This is a genomic window from Paenibacillus helianthi (assembly GCF_001909055.1).
Lineage (GTDB): Bacteria > Bacillota > Bacilli > Paenibacillales > Paenibacillaceae > Paenibacillus_AQ > Paenibacillus_AQ helianthi.
Genome location: NZ_LVWI01000059.1, coordinates 1 through 19,520 on the forward strand (window position 1 = coordinate 1; position 19,520 = coordinate 19,520).

A 19,520-nucleotide genomic window follows, 5' to 3' on the forward strand; every position below is an offset into this window, starting at 1 on the left:
GGATCGTCCTGGGGCGGCGGGGGAGGCAAATCCGGCAGAAACTCCTCTGGCGGCTCCAAATGGTAGACATTCAGATTTATCCGAAACGCCTCCGGCCCAATTTCTGGCCGGAGGCGTTTTTTGCCGGAATGCAGTTGTTACCTTGGGAGCTGTGCAAATAAGTGAAAGATCATTTCATGAGTGACATATGGATTCTTATATTTGGACTTTAAAGGGCAATTCATTACTGCCTCATCTCTGCAATAAAGTGTTCAAAAGCCGGGGATAGCATGCGCTCCTTGCGGTATATGAGCTGAATGTAAAACTTCTCTTGCTTCCCGGTTAAGGGAATTCCGGTTAAGACGCCAGTGTTCAGTTCCTCCTCAATAGCATAGCGAGGCAAGAAGGCTGTTCCCCACTGATGCCGCACCGCCTGCTTGATTCCCTCAAGGTTTCCGAATTCCATGTCTATACGCGGAGCAATGCCCGCCGCCTTGAGCTCCTGCAGCAACTGCTTGCGGTAAGTACATGTATCCTCCGTCAGCACCAACGGCTCGTCAGCCAGCTGATTGGAAGTAACCTCCGTTTCTTTGGCAAGCCTATGCTCCGGATGGGTGACTACATACAACGGTTCCTGGCGCAGCGGCAGCGCGATAATCTCATCGGACCTGTACGTCACATCAAAGATCAGTCCGAAATCTGCTGATTTATCTTTAACCGCCGTAATAATCCCTTCCTCCGAGCCGGGCTGAACACGAAGCTGCACCTCGGGATACCGCAATCTATAGCGGTGCAGCCGGTGTGGCAGGTAATAGGCCGCAAGGGTCTCTATGGCCCCGATATTCAGTACGCCCCGGTCCCCGCCCGCAATCATTCCCTTGGCCTCTTCGCTGAGCGCCAGCATTTGCCGGGCATACGGCAGAAGATTATTCCCCGCAAAGGTTGGAATCATCCCCCGTCCCGAACGCTCGAGCAGGATCGCCCCGTACATTTCCTCAAGCTTGGCAACTTGAGCAGTCACACTCGATTGGGCGTAGCCTAATTTCTCTGCCGCCCGCGTGTAACTTCCGCTGGATACTACTTCACAAAAGGTCCGCAAATAGGTGAGTTCCATCGTAATTTCTCCCGAACTATCGAAAATTTCGATATTTATCATCAAGTACTATAGATAACTACAACTATAGATTCATTATACAATAAAGCCAGCACGATATCCCAGAGGAGGAATCTTTATGATCATCACACCTAAATCACAGGTACTGGCTGTGCCCGCAGCCGACCCTGCAGCAGCCCTGAATTATTTTACAGCTAAGGGCTCTTTTGAAACCGATGTGGCTGATGTGGCGTTTGATCTGCGTGAGGGGATCACCGGGTTTACGCTGGTGGATGTCCGCGACACCCGTTCCTACGGGGAAGCCCACCTGCCGGGAGCTGTCTCCCTGCCTTCGGGCCGTCTTGCTAGCGGCTCTCCCGAGTTCTCCACTGGAGAGGTCCTGGTACTCTACTGCTGGGGCCCTGCCTGCAATGGAGCCAGCAAAGCTGCTGCCAGACTGGCTGCTCAGGGCTATCCGGTGAAGGAAATGCTCGGAGGTATCGAGTACTGGCGCAAAGAAGGCGGGGCACTGGAAGGCACGCTTGGCGAGAAAGCACCCCTATACTGGAATACGCGGCAGGAATAAGTGCTCTATCTGCCTTATTTGGATGACAGTCTATTATTTGGCGGAAATTATTTAACAACAAACAAGCCCGTCCTCCACGGTTAGGTGGAGGCGGGCTTGCTTGGGGCTTTGGCTTTGGCTGATGCCGATTCGCTACAGCCGGTTATCAGCACACTGCAGAGCCGCTGATCATGTGGCTGAACCTCTTTTCTTAGTGCATATCCTTAGGCTCGTCATGCTGCTCATCCAGAAACGGCTTGTTCACATAATAATACATTACGCCCATCAGCACGCCGCCTCCAATTAGATTCCCCAAAGTAACCGGCACCAGATTGTGGAGAACACCGCCCCAGGAGATTGTACCGGGATGATCCAGCACGAGTGCAATCGCAAACGTACACATATTCGCGATACTGTGCTCATAGCCGGAAATGAAGAAACAGAAGACGAACAGAACCATGGCGAACATTTTGGCTCCATCGCTTTTCATAGACATGGGTACAAAAAAGGCCAGACATACCAGCCAATTACAAAGAATTGCCCGGAAGAACAATTGCATCGTTGGGGCTTCCATCTTGTGCGCCACCACATTCAGCAGAAATCCGTTCACACTGGAGTCATAGAATAACCCCGTCAAAAAAATCAGCAGCGCAAATGCTGTGGCCCCGAGAATATTACCGATGTAGCTCATGACCCACATCCGCACAACATCGGTCCACTGCATTTTGCGTCTTAAGGCGGCATACGTGTAATAAAAGGTGTCTCCGGTGAATAAATCGCCTCCGCCATACGAGATCAGAATGATGGCTGCTCCAAACGTAATCGCCGCCATCGGATACGTCATCGGCGAATGCTCCATGTAGAAAAAGTTACCGGTCTTGAACGCTACGATGACACCGAAGCCAATGAACATACTGGCCAGCATTGCCCTGGCGATATAACGGAAAATACTCTGCTTGTAAATCTTCTGTTTCTTCAGAGCCAACTTCTCTACCTGCAGCAGTGCCTCGTTCTCCATGTGACCTCCGCATTAGCTTCGTATTTTCAGCGATGTGAGGCTGAAGACAGCCTCCGGGTTATTATACCCAATAAACCGCTGGAAATCGCTTGAACCACGGAATATCTTAAATTTTTTGGATTCTATCGGAGAACCCCAACACTGCTGCCCTAACTGTCATCGCCCGGATCATTCAACCTGACAATAGCCGCTGCCTTCTCACTGCTGGCTACGACGATAAGCACAAGTATCAAACACCCCAGAACCATCCGCTTATCCCCACTTCCTCCATATGCCGCCTCAGTGACAACTTATGTGGGGGAGTGGTGGAATATGATCGGGAACCACTTCTAGATTAGTCGGCCAAGCTTCCCATGTAATAGCTGATGGCTTTAAAATTCTTATCATAGAAAACGATAATGTAATCCTCAGACTTTCCATTCAAAGCTTGATTGTCTTCAAATAGCATCGGGTAGTACGTATCGCTGAAATCGGTCGGATGATATGGATTCATCTGTTGTACCGCTTGCTCCGCAGTGAAGCTTTTTCCGGCGGCATTGAGAGCAGATCCAGTCGTGAATGAAAAATAGGCCGCTTCTGGGTGTGCCTTCAGATAATCCTTAAACGTAACATAATCCATTCGCAGGCTGTTGCCATATTCCCGCAGCAAGGATACGCCTTCCTTGACCTGAACGGCTGTGCCATCCCATACAGGCGTATTGGGAGACATGGTGATCCGCTGAGTAGCATAACGTGCGGGCTGAAGACTTTTATCGTAGAACACTACGGTTACGTAGTAATCGCCTTTTTTGTCCAGCTTCCGAAGGTAGGCCAAGTCCGCAAAGGGCTGGATGCCGATTCCTTTTGAGCCTTTGATATCCGCCAAGGTAATTGGATTTTCCGTGAGATAGAAAGACATGAATGAAGTTTCACTTCTCAAGGTATAAGGATAATACTGGTTATATGCGAATATAGTTGTTCCGTTGAATTCCGTATCACTTATCCGAATATCGGAATAAATCTGTGAAAGACTGCTGCCCAGCGGGCCCGCATGCCGCATCGTCTCCAGATCGCCTAGCGCCTTTTCCAGCTTGTCTTTGTCAGTCTGGCTAATCTGCGCCTTCTGTGCATCACTCAGTACGGAATATGCGTTCGAAGCCTTCAGGATGGAGTTCTCTGCTTCCAGCACTGTCGTCGAGTAGCCCTGAATTTCACTAATTCTTTCCTTGGCGGCTTCGACGGCCAGTTGGTCACTGAGATGAACCTTTCCTTCATAATAGCTGATAGCCTGCAAGGTCTTATCGTAAAAGATAATAGTGTACTCCTGCTCAATATTAGTTTTCAGATCCTTCAGCACTTCAACAGCCAATGGGATATCATCTACAGGCTGGGTATAATTATAAGCCTCTACTACCCGGATACGCTTTTGGTTATACAGTCTGAGCGAAAAAGAGAGCAGATCGCTCAATTCATGATTGGCGGCAACAGTGTCCACGTACTTTGGAGTAATAGTGTAATAAGCCGCCTCTTCATTCTGAGATAAAACATTCGAAACATCTACAATGTCGGAATATTTTGCGCTTCCGTCAATCATTTGCTTATCCCGCTCAATCGTTACACCACTTGCAAGCTTTGCAATATTGGCCGCTGAGCTGGTAAGTGAAGGATGTAAATTCACCTTTTGAGTACTGTAGCCGGCTGCCCCATCCTTACCCCTGAACACAACCGTCACATATTTGTCTCCGCCTGTTCCGACATAATCGCTGGGCACTGTCATTTTATAGATCGGATTGTATTGGTACGGAAGGGTACTCATAGTTAAGAAAGCTCTTTTATTGTATAACTCCCAACGCAGATCCCTGTCATCAATGGGTGTGGAAGTAATATAGTAGGAGGCGGTGCCTGTGCTTTTGAGAATTGACTCAGGAATCGAACTAAAATCAAACTGCAAGTACACAGCATTCGTTACCGTAGCATCTGGAGAAGCAATAATATAGGTTTGAAGTAGCGGGATCTCTTTAACCGGCGTTGTTGGCACTGGTGTGGCCGTTGATGCCGGAGTCGCGGTCGGAACTGGTGTCGCCGTTGGAGCTGGAGTTGGCGCTATAGTTACGGTTGGTGTAGCCGTAGCTATTCCTCCTCCTCCACCGCCACCTCCGCCAATGATCACTGCCGGTGTTGGCGTTGCAGAAGCCGTCGTAATAACTAAAGAATCCTTTTGCGGACCCTCTATGGTGAGCGGCTTGGTATTAAACGAAGAGCCTTTAGCCCCGTCATTAAGGATCGCTGTCTCCACTTGGCCGGTTCCGGTCACCTTGGTGAACGCATCCAGCACCGCTTTGGTTACCTTAGTTCCACTCGCAATATCTACTGAGGCATTCCCCGCCGCAGCACCTATGCTGAGTGCTGCCACTGAACCTTTAGTCAGCTGCATGACGGCTTTGGCGTTAATATTTACAGTATCAAATGCTCCAGACAGAACAAAGGGACCGCTGGAAGTGAGGTCCTGATCAACCGTAACATTGGTGAACCCAGCACCTGTAACCCCGCTTTCCTCAAGCTTGGCGGAGGTCTGCACTGTTACCTGCTTCACACTGGTGGTGCCTTCGGATACTAACCGGACCGCTCCACCCGCTTTGTTCACAACCACATCCCCCAGTTGGGAGTTAATGAAGTGAACAGAATCGCCTCCCCCTCCCTTGACAGTAGTAGTGCCACGAACGGTTACATTCTTCAAGGTCACGTCTCCATTGCCAATTCCGGCATCCAGCAGAAGATTACCCACGATTGTCACGTTCTGGAGTGTAACTCCGTCGGCGGAGATAACTACAGTCTCGGAAGTCCACCGGTTCTGTTCATCCTCTCCTCCATAAACACCCGCATGATCAAAAATTTCTGCGCCGCCGCTCACTTGAAGCATCGGCTCAATTAGAGTTACCGCTTCCGCCCGGGTCAACGGCTTCTTAGGTTTAAATGTCCCATCCGGGTACCCTTTCATTAGATCAGCGTTAATAAGCGCAGTGACACTGCCTGCACTCCATGCCGCAACCTCTCCACGGTCACTGAAGCCCGCCAGAGCCTCTGCTTTATTTTGCGTTAATTCAAACCTCAACAACCTGCTTATAATAACCGCCGCCTCTTGGCGGGTAATCTGTGCATTCGGACGCGCCTTGTTGTTGTAGCCCTGAACATAGCCTGCCCCAACGGCCATAGCCACCTCTTTGTAGGCCCAACTGGTGGCACTGACATCAGAGAACGTTATTTTCGGAACTTCTTTCTTGTCGAATAAACTAGCAATCTCAAAAGAGCGGTTTACAATCGCCATAAACTCGGCTCTGGTTATGGATTGATCGGGTTTTACCGATCCATCTTCAAACCCTTTCAGTAGGCCTTTGTCCAGCCACTTTTCAATCGTATTCTGCGCCCAGTGGCCTTCATAGTCCTTCACCGTTTCAGCCGCAGCAGCACCCATCGAGCCAAACAGCACGCCTATTCCTAGCGCACCCGCCAACAATCCGCGAAATATCCTGCCCATTTCCTGTCCCTCCCTGTTTTGTGTGTCCGTTATGTAGCCCTCAGCAAGCACAACTGGAAACATTACCCTCTTATTCTATGCAAATATATCAGCCCATTGCAAATTACACAATTAATAGAAATAGAAGTATGCAATCAAGCACCAAAAAAGCCTGCCAAAAGCTGAGCAGGCTTGTCCAATTTAAGTTTGATCCGCTGATTACAATCCTTAGTTCAAAAAGTTACTAAGCCCGCTGTCGGGTTCCGCCTGCTTCAAGGCCTGCGGCTGTGAGCCTTCATTCAATCCGAGGCGGTTGTTCAGCTGCGTGTTGATGGTTGTCATTTTGGACGTATAATCCTGGCAGCTCTCGATGATCCGGCGGTTGGACTGTTCAGAGGTATCCAAGGCGCTTAGCAGATCGCCAATAGCCTGATTAACGGCTTCGAGCGACATGGAGGGCTTGGAGAGCAATTCTGTTGTTTTCTCCGTAGTGGTACGCAGCAGACGCGCGTTCTCTTTGAACTGATCTTCAATGGTCTTATTCGTCGCTTCCACCGCAGAGATGACATTCTCCTGATCGGCCAGAGACATGGCAATCATCGCCGAGACAGTGATCAGATTCGATGTTTTATCAATCGCGTTATTTACGGAATCGATCAGCTTATCATTGTTGTCGTTGATGATATCCGTAGCGGCAATGGCTTGGTTATACAGAAGAATCATTTCGGTCATGGACTGGATTCGGACCATAACCTTACGCAGCCCGCGTTCCAGATATGCCTTGCGGAACTCATTTTCGGGTTTGGCAATTTCAGCCTCGAACAGTTCCTTCAGCTTGTTGCCGAAGGCGATCTTGGTCTGCAGGTTGTAAATCTCCTCCATAGAGGTGCGTTTGAGCTGGCGCATATTGACGATGCTCTCTTCGAGCGTATCGCGTCCGTCACGCAAGCCGGTTACAATCGCATCAATATTCGTGCGGACGGACTGATACTTGTATACGTAATTCTTGAGCGGACTCTTACGGAGCATTTTGCCAAAAAAGCTGACGTTCTTGCTCTGCTGGAGCGTCTCGCACTCATTGCGCAGCTTCATAATCATATTCGGCACTTCTACCCGTTTGCCGGACATCAGATCATTCACCGGACGGTCCAGCAGCTTCAGGGTCTGCCCCGCCTTCTCCTGCGTCTTCACTCCCAGCTTGCCGATATCATCCATTAAGGAATCCAGGGCAACGGTGTCTGTCTTGGCGACCTTCTCAATCAGCTGAGAGGCCTCCAGGGCAACTTTCTGCTCATCTTCTTTTTTGAGCTCAATCAACTGCGTGGACATGGGTTTCCCTCCTCCTATAATTCGGAACTGCTGTACCGCTGATGAATCAGTTCCGCCTTGGTCTGAAGTTCCATCAGGTCTTTATGCTCGATCGTCGAGGCGATATCCGAAATCTTGGTATCGACATCACGCAGACCGTTCAGCAGCATTCTCCGGTTTCTTGTTTTGGCTTCACCACCCAAACGCAGAAACGGATTGATTACACCATTGAGATCCTTCAGCACCAGCCTGCGGACGGTATGATTAATCTCCCCGTTACCCAGCTCCTGCAGCAAAGGAATGATGCGCTGCAGCCTGGCAAAGAGCGCCAGCGACTTCTCGACAATCTCATTATCGAGCGTATCCTTCTGCCCTTCAGAAATGATCATATCCTCCAAAATGCTGAGATACTCCACCACCGGAGCGAATTCCGCCCCAATCTGAATCCCGGCTCTCTCCCGTCCGGCAAAGGCTTGTCCATCTGCAGCGGCAGACCTGCTGGAAGCGCCGACCGCCTCAAGGCTACGGGCTACAGGTGAAGGGGCTATCGCTTCTTCCCCTTCACGCTGTCCAGCCGGAAGAACCTCTGCCGGCAGATTAATCCGCTGTGTACCGCCTATAATCGCGACGCCTGCACCGGCCACCGGCAGCAGCAGAGAGATTATCTCAGGTATAAAAGCACTCGTCAGCAAGGCAACAATATAGCCGGCTCCGCCATACAACAATACTTTCCCTTTTAATTGCATTATTCTCACCTCTTGTGAGCAGACTTATGAACCGCCGCTCAGGTTCACGGCATCTGTAACTACGGACTCGCTGTTTATTCTCATGATCAGCGGCTGTTCCACATGGCTGGCCAGCACGTTGCCGGCGAATCCCGCCGGCTGGACCTCGCCGCCCAGCGCGCTTTTGACTGCCAGGTAAGGGAAGTTAATTCCCGACAGGCAGGAGATATGGAGCCCTCCGGACATCCGGGGATTAATCTCAAGCAGCTTGGGGATCGTGCCGCTGTATTTCATTTGGATATTGAAATTGAACGGAATCCGGTAAGATTCGGCCACACGTGAAGCAATTTGCTCCAGCTCCGGAATATGCTCCATCAGCCGCAGACGCCCGCCCGCCTTGCGGCGCGGCACCGCCGCAAGCAGTCTTCCATTCTCGTCGGCCAGACAGTCTATGCTGTACTCAAAACCTTCAAGAAGCTCCATCACCATCAGATTCGGAAAAGAATCCACACTGGAGAGGATTCGGTGTGCATCTTCAAAAGATATGTAAGGCGTGACATGGTCAAAAAGCTCCTGCAAAGGATTGCGGGTATTATCAATGATACGGAAGCCAAGCCCGCCTTCGGTTTCAGTCGGCTTGAAGCAAACCTGATGCCCTTTGGCCGCAAGATCCTCATAGGCTGCCTTGAATTGCTCCGCTGTGCTAACCACATGGTAATCCGGAATCGTCATGATTCCGGTCTCTTTGACACTCTCATAAAACTTGCCCTTGTCCATAATCTTCTCCAGCAGGTCCACATCACGGCAGACAAGCACCTTGGTGCCTATGGCATCGAACAAAGATGCGTGTAAGGCAATGTCCAGCATGTGCAGCCGCGGAATAAAAATATCGATCTCATTGCTGCGGCAGAAATCCACACAGAACTGCACATATTCGATCCCTTCAAGCATGGGCTCCGTTCCGGCAACATCAGCGCCTTGCAGCGACATATGCCGGATATCGGGATGGGTGGCGAAGATTTGAACAGGGATGCCATCCTCATTGTTGCGGATGAGGTTCATATAATGAAAGGCTACGGAAAACCATCGGTTAAAATAAATGTTTACCTTTTTCATTATGGCCCAACTCCTAGTGCTGTCAAATTGTTGTACAGCCTCTGTACGTATTCCATAATCTCATCCCCGGCAAATACACCGGCCTTCTTCGTAAAAGGATATTCTAATTTTACTAGACCTGCCTGCTGCTCGGCAAATATTTCTCCATGGCAAGGGGCTATCGCGTAATCAGCGCTCGCCAGCAGGCTTTTGTCCAGCAGAGAATCTCCTGAAGCAACCATGGGCTCAGAGTGAACGGTACGCCGCACATGGATGATCGCATCACTTTTGTTAACTGCCTCAGGGACTACGTACAGCTTACGGCCCTGCAGCGAAACCTTCCAGCCCATGCCGTCCAAATGCTCTGCCAGCCTTGTGATTTCATCTAAGGGAAGCAAATCACGATGAACGACAAAGGTGTAAAACAGCTCGTCGCAATAACGCTCACTGATGATCCATTCTGCCCGGACCACAGATTGTACAAGCCTTCTGGCTTCTTCAGCCGCCGCTGACCCCTGCTCCACCAGCCTGCCTATCGTTGCCCGCCACTCTTGATCCACAACCCCGTTCACCAGAATGTTTCCGCCATTGCTGGTTACCGCGTAATCGGGAATGACCGTGTCCTGGAACAGGTGAATCCGTCTGTACTGTGCCAGGGTCCGTGTAGTGACCGGCATAAAAATTATTTTGGCTGCAAGCTCCTTAAGCAGCTCCAGAGCATGCTGCGATATATAGGATGCCGTCCTCCCGTCGATCACCTCAGCCGGAATAAGGCCCGGTGAATCCTCGGGAACGTCAATCGCACTGGGGGAGTAGATCAGGGTACGGTCCAGATCGCTGGCATAGATCATTCGCTCTCCCCTTTCAGCGGCTTGATAATCCCGCAACAGGAATAAGTAAGGCCGGGGAAAACCTCGACCGGAACGCCGCGGTCCTCCGCCAGCAGCAGAATATGACGAAGATTCGGGTTGTCCATAGTATCGACAAGAATTTTCCATGGTACTCTGCGCAGCAGCACGCGGGTAGTCTCGCCGACCCCGGGCTTCACCAGATTAATATCCGCTATGCCGAAGGTTTCCTGAATACTCTGGATATCCCTCAGCCCCTGCCAGGAAATCTCAGGAGGAGAAGCCAGCATACCTGCAGCAACGGCTTGGGCTTCCTCTATCACCGAAGGATAATAGGGTGTAATCGCCTCAATGAACACATTCGAGAGATCTGTCTCCAGCCACTCCTTGTAAAACTTGGCACCATGGAACTCCTCGGGTCCAATGAGGTCGCCACGCAGAACCGTACGGCTCATCAGCCCTGACACCGTAGAGTTCAGACACGCACTCGGAACCAGATAGTCCTCACGGGTCCCAAAAGTTCCCGAACAATGCCCCGGATCGGCAAGCACTGCCAGATCATCGCTAAGAATAATTCCATATTTCTTATACATGCTGCTGCAAGCCTCTATCAATACCCGGCGGATGGCGCCCTTGCCGGTCCAGCCGTCAATAAATTGCAGCTTCGCATCCATTCCATGCCGCTGAAGTATATAGAGGATTGCATTCTCATCAATGCCTTTGCCCCGGATAATTGAAATGCTGTAATGGGGCAGCTCCACCCCGTAACGCTCAGCGATATATCGTTTAATCAACACTCCAATGGGTGTGCCCGCTCTCGCCAGGGACACCAGCACGGTATCCTCAGTCCCCCGCTGAGCCACAATCATTTCGGAGACAATAGCTACTTCCAGCGCTACTTTCTCCGCCGATAGCTGAAGCGTCTCATGGAACAGTTCAATATACTGGGCTGTCGGCTGATATTCAACCGGGAGCATTTCAGAATAATGTACACCGGACTGGATCGCCTTTTCCCGTTCAGCGGTCGGGCGCTCCAATGACACATTGCTGAGATCCTTAAGCAGGAACGTAACATCGGACGGGGGATAACTGCCCAGCGGTACGGGCGGTGCGATTCTTCTATTCATAAGCTCATCAAGTTCTATTCCCTTCATCCGGCCAAACCTCCCTCTTCCGTATCCGGGGCAAGTATGACCAGATGCACCTTGTTCCCTGCCAGCCGCTTCAGAATATCCGTCATCGGTTCAATCCTCCGGCGGGGCACATCACGCTCAAGAAGTACAAAAATATCGTCATACCGGCCCGGATCCACATTATAAATATAATTCGAAATTCCGGGATCGCCAGCCGAAGGATACGCCGCTGCGCTGTGTACACCATAATCCGGACGCCGGTCGGGATGAATCGGGCTGCGGGTGGAGGATTGATACTTGACCCCTTCACCCATCTCCGCTGCAATCCTCATAGGCAGATACATGAACTCGCCAACGCCAAGCACAAGCGCAGTTGCCCCTTCACGCAGAGCGCGAAGCTGTGACGCTACCTGCGCTATCCCTTGATCCAGCTGCCTGTTATCCTGCGATTCCACTCCAAAACGGCCGCTCTGCCTCAGATAGGGTGAAGCGTTGATTTCTCCTAAAGAATCCGCAGAGGTCACATTCAGCCGTTCCAGACCATCCTGTACATACGTGATAATCACAGGGGCTTCAGTGGCTGCGGAAGTGTGGGAACCCGATTCTACCAAGTTAAGCTGAGGGGTGCCTGTGACTTCAATCGTTCCCTGCAGCAAACTTAATGCCCGAATACGGATGCCCAGCTCCTGCTCCAGATTACGGTAAGCCTGAATATTGGAGTCACTGCGCCAATCGAGCAGTGAAGCGACCACATATTCCTTGCGCGGAAACTTAGACTGGATATCACGGATTGTATTAATCGCTGTATTGCCGGTAGTAATTTCATCGTCCACCAGCACAATCGGTTCTTCCCCGGACAGCAGCTCAGCATTCAGGGCATAGCATAAATGATCAACCGCATGAGAATGTTCTTCCTCAAAGCTGACCACCGATGCAAGCTGCGGAATGTCTTCACGGGTAGTATGAATATAGGATGCACCCGCAGCGAACATGTTGTACATACTATGCCCCAGGGCCGTTGCCGTTTCGGCAAAGCCGATGAACAAAACACGCTCAGGAAGAACCAGCCGGGCTTCGAGCAGATCATGATAAGCCGCCTCCGCATACTCCGGATGAATCATGCCTTGAACCGCTTGATCCAGAAGCCTGTCCATCATCGAGTCATACGCAGCTTCTCCGTTCATCTCCCGATAGAGCAAGAGTGCCAGCGCAGCTCCGCTGAGCAGCGGGGTATATGGATTAACCGGGATATGCTTACCGAGCACCTTGCTGACAAAAAGGAACGAACGTTTTTTGTTGATGCGGGCTGCCATGGAGAATAAGGTTTCAACCGGCATATGAAAAGGATTAGAGGTTTCAGTGACCTTGACCTCCAGGTTTTCGACGATATTAAACGTGTGTGTATTCGTTCTCGGGCAATAATCCGACAAAATGCTGTTGTTCATGTAACACCCCGTATATTTGAGATCGTAGTAAGATACGTTTTGCCCAGTTCAAATGCGGCTTAATTTCATTCATCTTGTTGTAGTATTCGCTTTTGAACACACCACGGCTCCCATCATTGCTCTCCACAATACTCAGGGCATCCACATACTCCTCATGCATGACGGTGTACATGGCCTGTACAGGTCTAAGATGGGAGGGGTGAATGATCGTTTTGCCGACAATTCCGTTTTCCTTATCCAAAAGCACTTCACGGAACAGCCCATCCTCTGACCTGGTAATATAGGACTCACGGATTTCGCGGCCCTGTTTGCCGTAGGTTTCTTCAAAAGGAGTCTGCCTGAGCTGAGGACGCAGCACCCGGTGTCCCTTGCTCCCGAAATATTCCCACACCGGTCCCGAGATGACGTAACCTTCTTCCACCCGGCCGAACACATTGATAATATCCGAGATGCAGTCGCGGATTGGTGTCAGATCATAAATACTGATATCCGGACTGCGCCGCAACCCGAACAGGCTGGAGAAATCCGTCGCCCCAATGCGGACATTCAGCACATAGTCACGGTATTCTCCCAATAAAGCGCGGATTCCCAGCAGGGTATCCAGCCGGCTTTCCCGGTAAATAACCGGTGCGCTCTCCAGGATCGGCATACCGTACAGCACAGGTGCCGAATAGCTGCGGGAGCTGTTATAATCAGCGATCGCTTCGAAATATTCCACACCGTTCTCTAAAGTGAATTTCGGGAAAACAAAACCGGTCACCATAGTAATCAAGGTGCCCAGCCGGAAAATCAGCTGCTGCAGCTGCTCCGGATTGCGTACACGGATGAACAGCAGTGGAAGACTGTTCCGTAAATCAGGCTCATTGTCGGCATACGCGGACAGGAAGGCAAGGTGTCTTACGACAGACTCCTCGGCAAAATCAACCTCACCGTCGCCAATCGCATCCTCCAGATCCATAATCACCGTTACCAAACCTGAAGCCTTGAGCTTCAAAATATCTTCAGCGACACTGGAACGGGTAGCTGGCATATACAGGGCAGCTCCAACCGCGTAGGCCAGGAGCTCCTTGGGGGTAGATGAGTCAAACTTAACAGGCGGAGAATAGAATAAGGACATTTCTTGCTCTTTGGTCAGGTAATCGAAGTATCTCAAGGCCTTTCCCCCTTATTGGTTCACGAAGAAGCGCTTAAACAACAAATAACCTCTCCTTATAAAGAGCAGTAGAACCGGCTGTGCCGTCCTCTCGGGGACGGCATCCGGCTTTCTCAAATACAAGCAAAGGGCCATACTATAACCTATAAGATTACCCGGCAGATGAGGGAGGTGCACCTTCCCTGCGCACTCCCATCTCCTATAAAACACTGACAAACTTCTTTTACTTCCACAGGATTAAGCCTTGCGGTTGGCTTCTCTTTTCTTCTTGCCGGAGCTGTACAAGATCGTTCCCACGAACACTGCGATCAGGATGGTGAAGAACACCACATGTGGCATTTCATAGCCAATAGCTCCCGCCAGCATCTTGCCGGCAATAATAGCAATGAGCAGAAACGCCGTTTGCTCCAGTTCAGGGAATCTGGCAATCAGCTTCAGGAACAGCTGCGCCACTCCGCGCATCATCAACACGCCGAGAATACCGCCCAGGAAGAGCACCCAGACTTTATTGCTAAGACCAAATGCAGCAATGACACTATCGATGCTGAACGCAATATCCATTAATTCAACCAGGAGTACAGTCTTCCAGAAAGAGGTGCCTCTGTTCTTCGTCTCGCCCTCCTCGCCACCGCCTTTAAATAATCCTTTGTAGGCAATATAGAAGAGGTACAGCGCGCCTGCAACCTTAACCTCCCAGAATCCAATCAGATAGGTTCCGAGGCCAATAGCCAAGAATCTGAATAAATAAGCCCCTAGAATCCCGTAGAACAACGCCTTCTTCTGCTGCTCTTTCGGTAAATGCTTGACCATAACTGCAAGCACGAGCGCATTATCAGCGGAGAGCAGGCCTTCCAGCAGCACCAGACTCCCGATGATCCCCCAGCTTACAGGGTCAGAGAGCGTGCCTGTAATATCGCTCCACGAGAAGAAATGCCCATAGTTATCACTAATACTCCTAAAAAAATCGCTGAACCAGTTCATCCCCTTATGCCTCCGGTAAAATAGTTTATTTGCTGCCCGCTACCCATTGCAGCCCCCATCCATATGCCTGGTCCATCTCACGGTGCCCGCTGAAATATTGCACGAGCCTTTCAATACTGAATGTTTCATTCCCCACATTCCGAATTATGGCTATGGCACACATTCCCTTACGGTTGTTATGCTCGTCCAAATTGACGATAATATCCGGCCCTTCACCCTGTTTGATGGTAACCACACCATCTGCTTCAGACCAATGGGTAACTCCCTTGTAGATAAAAGCAAAAATCAAGATCCGTTCGATCTCTGCAACCTTACTTCCGTTTATACGCAGGTTTTCTCCCGAGGTTACGGAGCCTGTCCGGTCATCCCCATCCAGCATGACAAAGGGAGGCTGCTGGAGATGTCCAAAAGCATTACCAAGCGCCTGAACAACGCCCTTGCGGCCATTCTTCAGTTCATAGAGACAGGCAAGATCCAGATCTACGCCGCCCTTTCGGCTGAACAGCCCCCCACCCTGCTTCTGATTCCAGTTAAGGTTAACCAGAACCTCTCCCAGACCGGAGGCCGATTTCTTCAAGTTGATGGAATCTCCCTTTTTCTTCAGCTCAATCTTCTTCAGATTAAGATTCAGCGGCGGAGAAGGAGGTGCCTCCTGCCGCTGTGAAGGCGGTTGGGATACAGCCGGCGGCCGGACAACCGGAATCTCCGGCGCTGGCGGCACGGGTATCCCTTGCGTGTCCGGTTTTGGAGGGGCCGGCGGCGGTTCTTCTGATACTTCAATACCATAGTTGCTGCAAAGCGCCTGCAGCCCCCCGTCAAAACCCGCCACAATGGCGCTGAATTTCCATTCATCGCTGTATCTATATAATTCTCCTACCACAACAGCCGTTTCTATGGAGAAATGATTTCCAAGATTACATCGCAGGATCTCCGAGCCCGTCGTCCGGTTCAGAATCCGGCAATGCGCTTCACTCATTTGCCCGAACATCTGCTTGCGGTTTTCGCCGTCATAGAGTGTAAGCGTAAATGCGATTTTCATGATGCCTGGAGGAATCTTGGCGAGTTCCACCTCGAAATGCTTGCGGCCTCCTGAGGCTTGTCCCGGCACGTCCTTATAGCGGATATACGATGTAGCCGGATTATTATAAAAGATAAGGTCGTCGTCCCCGCGCACCTTGCCTTGAGAGTCCAGGAGGAACGCTGAGGCGTCAATTTCCATTGAAGAAGGGGCTTGCCAGGTGATCTCTACTACCATTTGATCGAGCCCAGGGTTGCCTTTGGTCAGATCTGCTTTCTGCCCTTTCACCACTTGAATGCTCATTCTTACGCCACCTTTATGAATGGAGAAGAGTATAAAAAGGGCAGGATCGCTAATGATCCCGCCTTTGAAGCTTCTATTGCGCGTCCAGTCCGTAGTTCCTGCACAAGGCACTAAGGCCGCCGGCAAAACCGCTTCCCACCGCCTGGAACTTCCAATCCGCCCCGTGGCGGTAGAATTCACAGAACACAACGGCGGTTTCTGTTGAGAAATCCTCGCCCAGATCGAAACGCAGAATCTCACGGTCACTGGAGGCATCCACGACACGCACAAATGCGTTGGATACTTGTCCAAAGTTCTGGACCCTTGCTTCATAATCATAAATAGTTACCGTAATCCCGATACGCTCAATATTGGCGGGAACTTTGCTGAAATCAACCAGGATCTGTTCGTCATCCCCATCGCCCTCCCCTGTACGGTTATCTCCCGTATGGGTTACAGAGCCGGTACCGCCGGATGGATTGTTGTAGAAAACAAAATCATCCTCGCCTTTGGCTTTACCGTCCTCATGGAGGAGAAAGGCTGAGGCATCAAGGTCAAAATCCTTGCCGCCGCTATATTTGTTCGTATCCCAGCCCAGTCCCACAACTACCTTCGTCAGACCCGGATTGGTCTTGGTAAGATCAATCCGCTGTCCTTTGGAAAGACTGATCGTCACTGGCAATAACCTTCTTTCGTGAATAATTTCATTTACGGGAGCAGTAATTTATTGCAGACCGTAATCGCGGGTCAGACCGGCAAGACCGTCCTTATAACCGCTTCCGATAGCATTAAATTTCCACTCTGCACCGTTGCGGTACAATTCGCCTACAACTACGCCTGTTTCAACAGAGAAATCTTCTCCCAGGTCAAAACGGATCAATTCTTCGCTGTTGGCATCATTTACGATGCGCACGTACGAGCGGGAAACCTGACCAAAGTTCTGACTTCTGCTCTCAGCTTCGTAGATGGTAATGGTAAATGCCACTTTATCTACGTCTGCCGGAATATTGAGCAGATCCACCTGAATTTGCTCATCGTCTCCGTCGCCTTCACCTGTACGGTTGTCACCAGTGTGTACAACGGAAGCATTCTCGTTCTGTTTGTTATTGAAGAAGATAAAATTGGTCTCTTTATCCACTTTGCCGCTGGCATTCGTCAAAAAGACGGAAACGTCCAAGTCGAAATCTTTACCGCCGTCGTATTTATTGGTGTCCCAGCCGAGACCGACTGTAATTTTGGACAAACCCGGGTTCGTTTTGGTCAAATCGATCTTTTGACCTTTGGATAAATTAATCGCCATGAATAGAAACCTCTTTTCTTATATTGGAATTAGATGTAACGCTCAGCCAATTGGTTGATATGTGCTGCGTGTGCTCCTTCGCCGATGGCTGCGAATTTCCATTCCTCGCCATGTCGGTAGAGCTCTCCACAGATCAGTGCAGTAAAACCTGTGTAATTGTCCGTCAAGTTGAACTTGATCAGTTCAGCATTGCCTGTGGCATTAATAACCCGGATATACGCCGATTTAATCATCCCGAAATCCTGCTTGCGGTTCACGGCATCATAGATGTTGACTACGACCAGGACCTTGTGCACATCGGCAGGAATTGCCTTCAGGTTCACATTGATCTGCTCGTCGTCTCCGTCACCCTCACCTGTCAGGTTATCCCCGGAGTGAACAACGGAGCTGTTCGGATTCTGCTTGTTGTGAAAGCAGACCAGATTCAGCTTGTTGGTCAGCTTGCCATTCTCGTTCAGGAGCAGCGCCGAGGCATCGCAGTCCACGTTCGCCTGCTTCTTGACACCGAAGAATCCGCGTGCCGGCTCAGCCGGGTCCCAGCCAAGCCCTACGATAACACCGGAAAGTCCGGCATTTCCTTTTGTTAAATCAATCTTCTGACCTTTTACCAGATTAATACCAGCCAAATTTACGTACCTCCGTTTCGAAAAGAATCACAGCTGTAAGTCTTACTTGTGGGTGTTATACCAGTGATACGACACAAAAACAAATACGTTTCAACCTTTTATAGTGAACTTCGGTAATATGCTTACAGGCTGAATTCGCTTGGACTCAGTCCCAGTACGCTGCAAATGTTCCGCACAACCGCTTTTTCCTGCTCGTCAAAATCACCGTCAGCCGCCCCAATTGCAGAGCATACGCCTACAATTACGCGTCCAATTTCCGGTTTGTTGCTGAATTTGGCGATGGACTTCAGCGCTTCCTGCTTGCCAATCTCCGGAGAAAACTCGAAATTGCTGACATAGAAGTTGAACTGGTTAATGACATCTCTCATGTCAAATACCTTCAGTTCATTGCTGAGATTCATATATCCGGCCATTTTGTTCTTTTCGGATTCCTCAATCTTGCCGTCGGCAGCAGCTACCAGGGCACAGCCCGCCACAACTGCGTTCATGAAATCTTTATTTTTAAACTTTTTCACCTGTTCGGTCAGTCCGTTTTTTGTGTTGTTCAACCAGTTTTTAAATGTGCTCATCGTATTCTCCTTCTATCATTAAGTGATGATAAACAAAAGATATCCCAGAGCCTCCTCTCCGCCGTTTCGACAAACATTTACTTAATGTTCCATATCCAAGTGCTTACACTTCTAATATAACCGATTCATCGAGAAGATTCTACTTTGCCAGAATTTCACAGCACCTTGGACAGGAAGGCTTGTGTACGCTCATGCGCTGGATGGCCGAACAATTGCTCCGGGTCCCCCTCCTCAACCACCACACCCTGCTCCATAAACAGCACGCGGTCTCCCACCTCACGGGCAAAGCCCATCTCATGTGTAACTACGACCATTGTCATCCCTTCACGCGCCAAATCCTTCATGACCGCCAGCACCTCACCAACCATTTCCGGGTCAAGTGCAGAGGTGGGCTCATCAAACAGCATGATCTTGGGCTCCATGGCCAGCGCCCGGGCAATTGCCACCCGCTGGGCTTGACCGCCGGAGAGTGAGGCCGGATAGACGTCTGCTTTTTCCCTTAAACCGACCTTGTCCAGCAGCTCCAGCGCCTTCTGACGGGCTTGCCCGACAGGCCATTTGCGGACCCGAACCGGGGCGAGCATAATATTTTCGATTACTTTTTTGTGAGGGAACAGATTGAACTGCTGAAAAACCATGCCAAGCTCTGTGCGGATATCATTAATCCTAGTGGTTTTGGCCATCAAGGAAGTGCCTTCAATAATAATGTCGCCCTCTTGCGGCTGCTCCAGCAGGTTCAGGCAGCGCAGAAAGGTCGATTTGCCCGAGCCCGAAGGCCCGATCACCACTACTACCTCCCGGATATGAATATCGACGCTGATGTCAGTGAGCACCTTGTGCGTCCCGAATGATTTATGCAGATGTCTAACTGAGATCATAGGCTCCATAT

At 50.4% G+C, this 19,520-nt stretch carries 18 protein-coding genes; 1 reads left to right on the forward strand and 17 read right to left on the reverse strand.

What is annotated here, in order from left to right; translation table 11 throughout:
- Positions 1-223 precede the first annotated feature (223 nt).
- Complete coding sequence (locus A3844_RS21855; RefSeq protein WP_074108451.1) at positions 224-1,093, reverse strand: LysR family transcriptional regulator; 870 nt, start codon at positions 1,091-1,093, stop codon at positions 224-226.
- Positions 1,094-1,211: 118 nt separating this feature from the next.
- On the opposite strand from A3844_RS21855, the gene A3844_RS21860 reads away from it, so the two are divergent.
- Entirely contained in the window at positions 1,212-1,658 is a 447-nt protein-coding gene (locus tag A3844_RS21860; RefSeq protein ID WP_074086640.1) for a rhodanese-like domain-containing protein, read from the forward strand.
- A 190-nt stretch (positions 1,659-1,848) separates the two neighbouring features.
- Here the strand turns inward: A3844_RS21860 and A3844_RS21865 are convergent, their stop codons facing one another.
- From A3844_RS21865 to A3844_RS21940, 16 genes are all read right to left on the reverse strand, one after another.
- Positions 1,849-2,655, reverse strand: coding sequence for a formate/nitrite transporter family protein (locus A3844_RS21865; RefSeq protein ID WP_074108452.1), 807 nt, complete (start codon positions 2,653-2,655; stop codon positions 1,849-1,851).
- Positions 2,656-2,989: 334 nt separating this feature from the next.
- The gene (locus A3844_RS21870) at positions 2,990-6,169 is read right to left on the reverse strand and encodes an S-layer homology domain-containing protein (protein ID WP_074108453.1); all 3,180 of its coding nucleotides are present in this window, start codon (positions 6,167-6,169) and stop codon (positions 2,990-2,992) included.
- Positions 6,170-6,376: 207 nt separating this feature from the next.
- Positions 6,377-7,477, reverse strand: coding sequence for a toxic anion resistance protein (locus A3844_RS21875; RefSeq protein ID WP_074086637.1), 1,101 nt, complete (start codon positions 7,475-7,477; stop codon positions 6,377-6,379).
- Between the two features lie 14 nt (positions 7,478-7,491).
- Positions 7,492-8,202: a hypothetical protein gene (locus A3844_RS21880; protein ID WP_074108454.1), complete on the reverse strand. Its 711-nt coding sequence runs from the start codon at positions 8,200-8,202 to the stop codon at positions 7,492-7,494.
- A 24-nt stretch (positions 8,203-8,226) separates the two neighbouring features.
- Positions 8,227-9,297: an ATP-grasp domain-containing protein gene (locus tag A3844_RS21885; RefSeq protein ID WP_074102265.1), complete on the reverse strand. Its 1,071-nt coding sequence runs from the start codon at positions 9,295-9,297 to the stop codon at positions 8,227-8,229.
- Positions 9,297-10,127, reverse strand: coding sequence for an HAD family hydrolase (locus A3844_RS21890; RefSeq protein ID WP_074108455.1), 831 nt, complete (start codon positions 10,125-10,127; stop codon positions 9,297-9,299). The genes A3844_RS21885 and A3844_RS21890 overlap by 1 nt, the downstream gene beginning before the upstream one ends.
- Complete coding sequence (locus A3844_RS21895) at positions 10,124-11,278, reverse strand: cysteine protease StiP family protein (protein ID WP_074102263.1); 1,155 nt, start codon at positions 11,276-11,278, stop codon at positions 10,124-10,126. The genes A3844_RS21890 and A3844_RS21895 overlap by 4 nt, the downstream gene beginning before the upstream one ends.
- Positions 11,275-12,570 carry a phosphoribosyltransferase family protein gene (locus tag A3844_RS21900; RefSeq protein ID WP_074108538.1) on the reverse strand — a complete coding sequence of 432 codons (1,296 nt, stop codon included), beginning with the start codon at positions 12,568-12,570 and terminating at the stop codon, positions 11,275-11,277. The genes A3844_RS21895 and A3844_RS21900 overlap by 4 nt, the downstream gene beginning before the upstream one ends.
- Positions 12,571-12,646: 76 nt before the next feature.
- Complete coding sequence (locus A3844_RS21905) at positions 12,647-13,855, reverse strand: HpcH/HpaI aldolase/citrate lyase family protein (protein ID WP_178382046.1); 1,209 nt, start codon at positions 13,853-13,855, stop codon at positions 12,647-12,649.
- Between the two features lie 237 nt (positions 13,856-14,092).
- Positions 14,093-14,836 (reverse strand): TerC family protein, encoded by a 744-nt coding sequence (locus A3844_RS21910; RefSeq protein ID WP_074086632.1) that lies wholly within the window; start codon positions 14,834-14,836, stop codon positions 14,093-14,095.
- Positions 14,837-14,861: 25 nt separating this feature from the next.
- Positions 14,862-16,157 (reverse strand): TerD family protein, encoded by a 1,296-nt coding sequence (locus tag A3844_RS21915; protein ID WP_074108456.1) that lies wholly within the window; start codon positions 16,155-16,157, stop codon positions 14,862-14,864.
- 73 nt (positions 16,158-16,230) lie between these two features.
- Positions 16,231-16,812 (reverse strand): TerD family protein, encoded by a 582-nt coding sequence (locus tag A3844_RS21920; protein WP_074086630.1) that lies wholly within the window; start codon positions 16,810-16,812, stop codon positions 16,231-16,233.
- A gap of 48 nt (positions 16,813-16,860) precedes the next feature.
- Complete coding sequence (locus tag A3844_RS21925) at positions 16,861-17,436, reverse strand: TerD family protein (RefSeq protein WP_074086629.1); 576 nt, start codon at positions 17,434-17,436, stop codon at positions 16,861-16,863.
- A gap of 29 nt (positions 17,437-17,465) precedes the next feature.
- Entirely contained in the window at positions 17,466-18,062 is a 597-nt protein-coding gene (locus A3844_RS21930; protein WP_074086628.1) for a TerD family protein, read from the reverse strand.
- Between the two features lie 122 nt (positions 18,063-18,184).
- On the reverse strand, positions 18,185-18,631 hold the full coding sequence (locus A3844_RS21935) for a tellurite resistance TerB family protein (RefSeq protein WP_074086627.1): 447 nt from the start codon (positions 18,629-18,631) through the stop codon (positions 18,185-18,187).
- Positions 18,632-18,786: 155 nt separating this feature from the next.
- Positions 18,787-19,509, reverse strand: a complete 723-nt coding sequence (locus tag A3844_RS21940) for an amino acid ABC transporter ATP-binding protein (protein ID WP_074086872.1) — start codon at positions 19,507-19,509, stop codon at positions 18,787-18,789.
- Positions 19,510-19,520: the final 11 nt, after the last annotated feature.